Consider the following 7,816-nt stretch of genomic DNA (forward strand, 5'->3'; position numbering starts at 1 on the left):
TGTTAGACTAGCAACGGTTAGCAGAACCCTATGAAGCGTCAAGAATCACCGCGCATTTATGCCGGTGAGTATTTCAACTACCTGAGCTTGCTGCTGCCGTAGTTTGTCCCGCAACCTTTGAAACATCACGTCAGCATCGATGACATCTCCTCGATCCGCCGCATCAATTCCGATCTGCACTTCTTGCTGGAGTTCCTTAAACCGCCCTTTATAGATATGCTCCCACTCATCCGAATCCAAAAACTCGATGAACGCTAACACCTCTTGTTGCTTTTCAGGTGGCAACACCCGCACCTTATCGATGATCGCTTCTTCAACGGTCATTTTTTTGCTCCTAGCGACTCTTTGACTTCTACAGCTATTTTACGTCCGCTACTTGAGGGCTAAACATCTTGGCTTTGCATCAACCGCTGCTTCAAACGCGCCGGATCTCCCCGATCGACAACTTGGCCCTTTTCCAACAAAAAAGCCCCATCACAATAATTCAACTCATCCAAACGGTGAGTCACCCACAAAGCCGTAATCCCGCGATTTTTCACCAAGCGCTGCACCGCCGCCACCAAATCCAACTGAGAATCAGGATCTAACAAAGCCGTCGGTTCGTCCAACAGGAGAATTTCGCAGTGACGGGCGATCGCCCCAGCAAGAGCAATTCGCTGCTTCTGACCGCCACTCAAAGCATAAATCGGCCGCCGCTGCAAATCCAGCAAATTCACAGCCTCCAAAGCCTCCGCCACCCTCTCCCGCACCTGAACGTTAGAAAGCTTTTCCTCCACCAAACCAAAAGCCACATCCGCACCCACCGTCGGCATAACCAATTGGTGATCGGGGTTTTGAAACACAAACCCCACCCGTCCACTCAGGTCAATTTCCCCCGACAGGGGGTGCAGCAGCCCAGCCATCAGCCTCAACAGCGTAGACTTGCCGCTGCCGTTAGTGCCCAAAAGCATCCAAAACTCGCCCTTGGGTACATCCAGAGAGCAACCTTGCAACACTCGATCGCCCGACGGCCAGCAAAAACCCAAATCCCGCACAGCAACGGCTGACTGGCTCATATCGGCACCAACACCCCCAGCCCTCATTCTGCTGTCATCGAGACAAACCCAGGGGATCGGCCTGTAGATGACGCCCCCGATTTCTGAGAAACCACCACCCCAGAAATCTCGCTGCTGAGCACAGCCACCTTTTTCTCAGGATTTTTCTCGCAGGTGAGTTCCAAAATTTGCGGTTGGGAGTTGCGAATCGCCGCCAGCACCTGCTGGTAAACAGTCTCAGCGTCCTCCTCCAACTTCCGCTGCACCGACAGCGAGACGGGCGTATTTTTCACAATGATGTCAATGCTGAACATTCGGTTTAAAAAAATTAACTGTAAGATCCCAATTTTAAGTATAGGTGCTGAGGAGCAGAAGAGGATGATGGGATGGAAAAGATGGGGGGATGGGGGAGATGAGGACAGTCATTCGATTTTAGATTTTAGATTTTAGATTTTGGATTGACTTGCGCGAGATCAATTCGGGGGCTTGAGGATTTTAGATTTTAGATTTTGGATTGATCCCACGGATAAATCACGTGGCGGGTACCACCTTTGAAATTCGTGGTCATCGACGCAACTGGCACATGGTGATGAGTGCGATCGCCCCTCGCACAGGAAGAATACAAGTGCGATCGCCTCCTCTCAAACTCAAAGGCGATCGCGATTAATTTCACTCAAATAGAGCGGACAAAGCCCATGCTACAGAATAACAAAAGCATTTGCCGTCAAAGCGCTTTGCGCTACCCCTTGAACGATACCCAAATAACTGGAGTCGGCTTTAACTTTAATTGCTATAGAATTGACAGCAGGTTGTCCAGTCAGAGTCAAACTGACATTTTCAAAGGAGAGGCCGCCAAATGTATTCCCGTCGGTGAGACCAATTTTGTCGCCAGTCTTGAAGTCTGTAATCACATCTGCATCTGTTAAACTGGTTGCGGCTATCTGTCCCCCAGCTAAGACAAATGTATCGTTTCCATCGCCACCGGTGAGAAAATCTTGATGGCGATCGCCATAGAGAAAGTCATCGCCAGCACCACCAGTCAGGCTATCTTTCTCTTTACCGCCCCGGATAGTATCATTGCCTTCTCCTCCGGTAAGAGTATCGTTGTCATTGTTGCCTAATATATCGTCGTTGCCAGCACCACCTTCAAGGGAATCTGACTCTTTACCGCCGGATAAACTGTCATTACCCGCGCCTCCGTCAATTGTATCGGCTCCTTGCATTCCGTTAACCGTATCAGCGGCGCTGGTGCCAGTAATCTTGTCGCTGCCAGATAGGGCTAAGATTTGTTTGCCAGTAGCAGTCGAGGGCAGTGAGAACAGCAAAATATCATCCTTACTGTCTGAGAGGTTGTAAAACAGGCCCGTAACAGTGTTTGCTGATTGCCCTGTAGGATTGCCTGAGCCGGGGGCATTGATTGTTGGTGTTGCGATCGTTACAGGTATACTGATAACGTCCGGTCCTGTTACCACTTCTGGTTTGATAACGTCCGGCCCTGTTCCCCGTGGTGGTTGGATAACGTCCGGCCCTGTTCCCACTTCTGGTTTGATAACGTCCGGCCCGGTGTTCGCTGAGGGGATGCGGGTGTCACCACTGCGGGGGGTCAAAGTGACAGTATTGCCAGAAGAAGTGCTGACCTGTAAGCTGTAATCAGCAGAGGAAGCTAATGCAGTTTTACTGCTGACACGGATTCTGTAGTCAGTATTTGCTTGGTACGGGACAGAAAGCAGCGCGTTCTTACCGCCGCCGCTATTGTCATCAGCTTTAATAACTTCGCCAGTCTTAGCGTTGACAACTTCCACATAAGGGTCAAAGCCATTTGTCGTGCTGCTGAGGGAAATTTTGATCGGTTCGCCCACCGAGGATATTTTGACTTGAAATTCATCAGCAAGTGTGCTGTCCTTACTGGGAGCCTTGAACGGAAAAGTAAAGTCTTTAGCGCTCTCCAATTTACCAGGGAAGGTGATAGAGTTGCCCGTTAGAGGGCTGCTACTGAAGGTGCTACCTCTCGGAACTAAACTGACATTGCCTTGAGGAATACTGACTCGTAAACTGTAGGGATAAGTAGACGACGGATCCAGCAATGAACTCACACTGGTGACGCGGACTTTGTACTTGTTGGTACCGTCAATTAGCAAAGAATCACCAATTGCCGGATCGTCATATATATCGCCACCACCGTCAGGCTGACCAGGTGCGATCAATGAGTTTGTACTATTCGGATTTGCTTTATCGTCATTATCAGCAATAACCTTACCCGTCGTCACATCTATAATTTCCAGGAATGTGTCAAAATTTTTGTTGGGATCTGTAGCGTCAAGAGCAAGCGTGATAGGTTGCGAGATTGCATCTGTATTTAAGTCATACTCATCAGCCCGCGTGAAACCGCTCAAAAAACGGGGAGTGGGAACAATAAAATCATTGTTATCCAATTGACCAGATTTTATATCAGAAGTAGCCATGGTAGTTTACCTCAAGAATTAAAATTTGTTGAAATGAATGATGTTGGATTTTCTGGAACTCAACATCAATATCGACTAAAGAAACCGGGTTTTTTACTGAATCTGTGGGTTGCAACGAAGTATTTTCGTAAAAAACCCGGTTTCTAGGACTTTATTCGTAAGTCAGATCGAAATTAGTGAGCCAATTTCTCCCAGAGAATGCCAGAAATCCTTGCAGGGGAAGAAATTTTCTGATCTTGACTCAATAGTGCTCTTACAATTGACTCAAATAAGGAATTACCTCCCGCATAGAATCCAATAAGGAATGATGCGATGTCAGAGATTTAACAAGCTTACTCATATCCTCCTTGCATTCCTTAGTTTTAAGGAATTCTTCTGCTATCTCAACCAATAAATAGAGATTATCTGGGTCGGCACTAAAAGCCTTAACATTCTCTGTCAGAAGCGGTTGAAAGCGGTAGTATTCGCTCTCTCCGTAAAGTAATTCTTTGGCAACATAATCATTGGCATCATTTGAACCATCAAACAATACATCTAGCATCGGGATACCTTTGACTATGCTTACCCAATTCAAGCTACCCCACTCTTTCGCTTCTTCAACTGTAATCCGATTCAAAGCCATACCAGAACCAAAAGAAGCGACTACAGAAGGAAAATCTTTAAATTGTTTGCGTCCTTCGGCGATTGCACAAAGTACAGGGTTATTGGCAACAACACCGCCATCAATTAAAGGGATACCTTCATCCGGGATTTTTATAGTTGTCTCTTTCCCTGCTTTTGTAGCTGTTTTTGCCTTTACTTTAAGAGATTTAAGAAATTCCTTATTCTGGGTAACGTGAGCCGGAAAAGCCATAGGTGCAGCGCACGATGCTCTACAAACTTCCCACACTGGCATTGTTTTATACTCTTCTCGATAGTTCTTGAAGATTACAGCATCGTGATTATAGACATCGTAGCTTGGGATGACTACTAATTTTGGCAATTGACCAAATTCCTGACAGCCAAATACACTTTTGATTACCTCCTCCAGACCTTTGCCATTGGAGAAAGGTTGAAGCATAAATTTCTTGTCATTCTTATCGTCTTGACAAAATAGATGTAAAGGATCTAATTTGCTGAAGTCAATATTTTCCTGAATCACCTCACCCAACCAAACTTTCAAAGTCTCTTTGAAATTAGGAAAAATTTTCATGCCATTTTCTAGGTAAAATCCCTTCAGTTGTTTGGCGGAAAGTCCACTAGCTATTCCGCAAGCAATCAGGCTACCTGTGGAAGTTCCGGCAATGATATCAAAGTAATCTTTTAATTCCTTTTCGGGATTCTTTTCCTGTAGCTCTTCTTCTAGCTTTTCTAGCAAAACCGCCGTTAAAAGACCACGAATTACGCCACCGTCAAAAGAAAGAATATTGTATGGAGATTGTAGAGGTTTACGGGTGAACATTTCAGTTCCTCTCTGAATGATAGGTTGTTAATTTAGTGAATCGATACTAATTTCCAAAGTGTTCGTGATAAGAGAAGGTGTTACATCGTTGGCAATTTACAGATTTTTTTCATACTTACCTTATGCTCACGAGTCCTTTAGTTCGTAGTTACACAATAACCTTCTCACCTCAACCTCCACAGTGGGAAAAAGTCAGAAAAGGCCAGAACTTTATATGAAGATTTGATAAACAAAGTAAAAAAAAGTAACAATAGTTAGAAAAAGTGATAGTCTATAAGAGTAATTACTTAGTCACTGTTTTACACTTACAGCTAATGACTCTCGAAGAAGCCTTAGCCATTTTAGACACCCTGCTCAAACCAGGCCACTTAAACGACGTTCAAGACCTAGTATTCCGCCAATCTTGGGAAGGACTGTCTTATCAAAACATGGCGGATACATCAGGATACGATGCCGACTACTTAAAAGATATCGGTTCCCAATTATGGCGAACAATTTCTCTGGCATTGGGAACTCAAGTCACAAAACGCAATATTCACTCAATCCTTGAATCATGTACACGCCCGTCTCCCGATAAAACACCGACAACCACATCACCCCATTTGCCCGATTGTTGGGCTAATTGTCACCTTTGGGAAGCTTTGGGCTTAAAACGTTATCCAGAGGAACAAGCGATCGCCTTCCTAAATCCTTCCTTAATAACAAAAACCCACCACAATTTATCAGAGGCGATCGACGTTTCTATTTTCTACGGGCGTAGCCAAGAATTAGCTACCCTTAAACATTGGATTTTAGAAGATCGTTGCCGCTTAATTACCCTGATCGGTATGGGCGGGATTGGCAAAACTGCTTTATCGGTAAAGTTAGCAGAAAAAATTCAAAGTGACTTTGAATTTGTCATCTGGAAAAGCCTGCGAGATAGTTCACCTTTACCCGAAGAATTAGCTAAAATTATCCAATTTTTATCACAGGATCAAACTACCGATTTACCCCAGGTTGTAGGCGAACGCATCTCTCTTCTTATCAAGTATTTACAGCAGCATCGGTGTCTGATTATCCTTGATGATTTAGACTTCCTTTTCCAGAGTGGTAGCTATGCAGGCACTTACCGCGAGGGATTCTCTAACTACAGCCAACTTCTGAGACAAATTGCTGAAACCAATCACCAAAGTTGCGTGCTAATTGTCAGCCGAGAAAAACCGAGAGAAATTGCATCTTTAACCGGAGAAACTTTACCCATCCGATTCTTGCAACTGCAAGGTTTAGCACCAGTCGCAGCCAAGGAAATCCTCAAACTTAAGTCTTTAATAGGAACCCCTGCTGAAGAAGCGGAACTAATAAAATGCTACCAAGGTAATCCTATAGCTTTAAAAATAGCAGCGAGTTCCATACAAGATTTATTTTCGGGAAATATTCGAGATTTCTTTGAACAAGAAGAAACTATTTTTAATGGCATTCGCCTTTGGTTAGATGAACAATTTAATCGCTTATCTCCGATAGAGAAACAAATTATTTACTGGTTAGCCATTAACCGAGAACCAGTTTTGCCTACAGAACTTCTAAATGATATCGTCCCGCCAGTTTTCCATGCAGAATTATTAGAAAGCTTAGAATCTCTCCAGTGGCGCTCTCTCATTGAAAAAGCCGCAATTCAAGTCCCGGAAAAAAGTATTTTTGGCTTCACTCAGCAGCCATTAATCAGAGATTATATCACAGAAAAAATAATTGAGCAACTCTACCAAGAAATTACTAAAGAAGAGTGCAATAGTTCTACATCCTCTTGTTCCTTGTTTCCTTTTCTTCAAAACTATGCTCTGATTAAAGCTACAGCCGAAGAGTCGGTCAGAAAAAATCAAATTAGCGCCATTGTTACGCCTTTAATTTCCCGACTCCTAGTTACGTACAACACCACCGAAAACTTAGCCGAAAAACTCAATTACATTTTAATCAAATTAGCAGATCAGGGTGTAGCACCCGGATATGGGGCTGGTAATATCTTCAATTTATTATGTCAACTTCAACTCGATTTAACGGGCGCTGATTTTTCTGATATCACTATTTGGCAAGCAGATATGAGGGGTGTTAATCTGTACCAAGTCAACTTTTCGGGCTCTAATTTGGCCAAATCGGTTTTTAGTACACCCCTAGAAAATAGTCATAATTTAGTTAGAGATAGCCGCGAACAAACAATTGAATTTTCAACTGTTGAAATGGAAAAGTATGGCAAAAATCTCTCCCCTTCAAGAATTTATGAAGGCATGAATATCAAGGGCGTTACAGGTTTAACTCAAGGGCAAAAATTCTTGCTAAAAGCTTTAGGTGCTGTCGAGTAAGCTGTCCAATTATTTAAGTTGCCAACTAAAACGTCCAGATGTTCGGATGTTTATCGTTTAGTTGGTGGGTGATGCTGTGGGGCTAGGCCACCCTAAAGCGCTTGTGACAGTTCCTAAGTCTTGCGGGTTCGTAACCGTTTGTGATAAACCTAGTTAAATCTATAGGATTTAACCTAAAATGATTACAGGTAAAGCCACCGCAAACGCCAAATCGTAAAACGCCCAATCGTAAGCAGTTCTTTACCGAATATGACAGCCAAGACAACATTTTTGTTGAATCATTGAGGCGGATTTTGATTGACTCAAAATGTCGATCGCTAGCAATCTCTAGTTTTTAACCAGCGGTTTCTCAATCATTTTCATGCTCAGCCATTGTCGTGAGATCAGAAACCCGGATTCTCTCATACTCGATGGAGAGAGAAACCCGGTTGCTCAATCATTTTCCGGCTTTGAGCGATCGCCCGATCGCTCAGAAACCCGGATTCTCTCATACTCGATGGAGAGAGAAACCCGGTTGCTCAATCATTTTCCGGCTTTGAGCGATCG

At 44.0% G+C, this 7,816-nt stretch carries 8 protein-coding genes; 3 read left to right on the forward strand and 5 right to left on the reverse strand.

What is annotated here, in order from left to right:
* Positions 1-45 precede the first annotated feature (45 nt).
* The 3 genes from QT992_RS32290 to QT992_RS32300 are packed head-to-tail and all read right to left on the reverse strand — an operon-like array spanning position 46 to position 1,348.
* Positions 46-324: a hypothetical protein gene (locus QT992_RS32290; protein WP_333322631.1), complete on the reverse strand. Its 279-nt coding sequence runs from the start codon at positions 322-324 to the stop codon at positions 46-48.
* Positions 325-383: 59 nt separating this feature from the next.
* The gene (locus QT992_RS32295) at positions 384-1,082 is read right to left on the reverse strand and encodes an energy-coupling factor ABC transporter ATP-binding protein (RefSeq protein ID WP_445251189.1); all 699 of its coding nucleotides are present in this window, start codon (positions 1,080-1,082) and stop codon (positions 384-386) included.
* Positions 1,079-1,348 (reverse strand): hypothetical protein, encoded by a 270-nt coding sequence (locus QT992_RS32300; RefSeq protein ID WP_190663726.1) that lies wholly within the window; start codon positions 1,346-1,348, stop codon positions 1,079-1,081. Before QT992_RS32300 ends, QT992_RS32295 begins: the two co-directional genes overlap by 4 nt.
* 221 nt (positions 1,349-1,569) lie before the next feature.
* On the opposite strand from QT992_RS32300, the gene QT992_RS32305 reads away from it, so the two are divergent.
* Positions 1,570-1,701, forward strand: coding sequence for a hypothetical protein (locus QT992_RS32305; protein ID WP_333342871.1), 132 nt, complete (start codon positions 1,570-1,572; stop codon positions 1,699-1,701).
* A gap of 31 nt (positions 1,702-1,732) precedes the next feature.
* On the opposite strand, the gene QT992_RS32310 is transcribed toward QT992_RS32305, so the two are convergent.
* Together QT992_RS32310 and QT992_RS32315 are read right to left on the reverse strand one after the other, a co-directional pair.
* Positions 1,733-3,496 carry a calcium-binding protein gene (locus tag QT992_RS32310; RefSeq protein WP_333342872.1) on the reverse strand — a complete coding sequence of 588 codons (1,764 nt, stop codon included), beginning with the start codon at positions 3,494-3,496 and terminating at the stop codon, positions 1,733-1,735.
* A gap of 253 nt (positions 3,497-3,749) precedes the next feature.
* Positions 3,750-4,937, reverse strand: coding sequence for a patatin-like phospholipase family protein (locus QT992_RS32315; RefSeq protein ID WP_333342873.1), 1,188 nt, complete (start codon positions 4,935-4,937; stop codon positions 3,750-3,752).
* Between the two features lie 314 nt (positions 4,938-5,251).
* Between QT992_RS32315 and QT992_RS32320 the strand changes: the two genes are divergently transcribed.
* Together QT992_RS32320 and QT992_RS32325 are read left to right on the forward strand one after the other, a co-directional pair.
* Positions 5,252-7,270: an NB-ARC domain-containing protein gene (locus tag QT992_RS32320; protein WP_333342874.1), complete on the forward strand. Its 2,019-nt coding sequence runs from the start codon at positions 5,252-5,254 to the stop codon at positions 7,268-7,270.
* 361 nt (positions 7,271-7,631) lie between these two features.
* The coding region (locus QT992_RS32325) for a hypothetical protein (RefSeq protein WP_333322323.1) at positions 7,632-7,816 on the forward strand (185 nt) is incomplete at its 3' end.

It is taken from the genome of Microcoleus sp. T3_D1 (assembly GCF_036700405.1).
GTDB lineage: Bacteria > Cyanobacteriota > Cyanobacteriia > Cyanobacteriales > Microcoleaceae > Microcoleus.

Excerpts from the sequence above, each read along its gene's own strand:
- QT992_RS32310 (WP_333342872.1), bottom strand. The coding sequence starts at position 3,496 with ATGGCTACTTCTGATATAAAATCTGGTCAATTGGATAACAATGATTTT.
- QT992_RS32290 (WP_333322631.1), bottom strand. The coding sequence starts at position 324 with ATGACCGTTGAAGAAGCGATCATCGATAAGGTGCGGGTGTTGCCACCT.
- QT992_RS32300 (WP_190663726.1), bottom strand. The coding sequence starts at position 1,348 with ATGTTCAGCATTGACATCATTGTGAAAAATACGCCCGTCTCGCTGTCG.
- QT992_RS32315 (WP_333342873.1), bottom strand. The coding sequence starts at position 4,937 with ATGTTCACCCGTAAACCTCTACAATCTCCATACAATATTCTTTCTTTT.
- QT992_RS32320 (WP_333342874.1), top strand. The coding sequence starts at position 5,252 with ATGACTCTCGAAGAAGCCTTAGCCATTTTAGACACCCTGCTCAAACCA.
- QT992_RS32295 (WP_445251189.1), bottom strand. The coding sequence starts at position 1,082 with ATGAGGGCTGGGGGTGTTGGTGCCGATATGAGCCAGTCAGCCGTTGCT.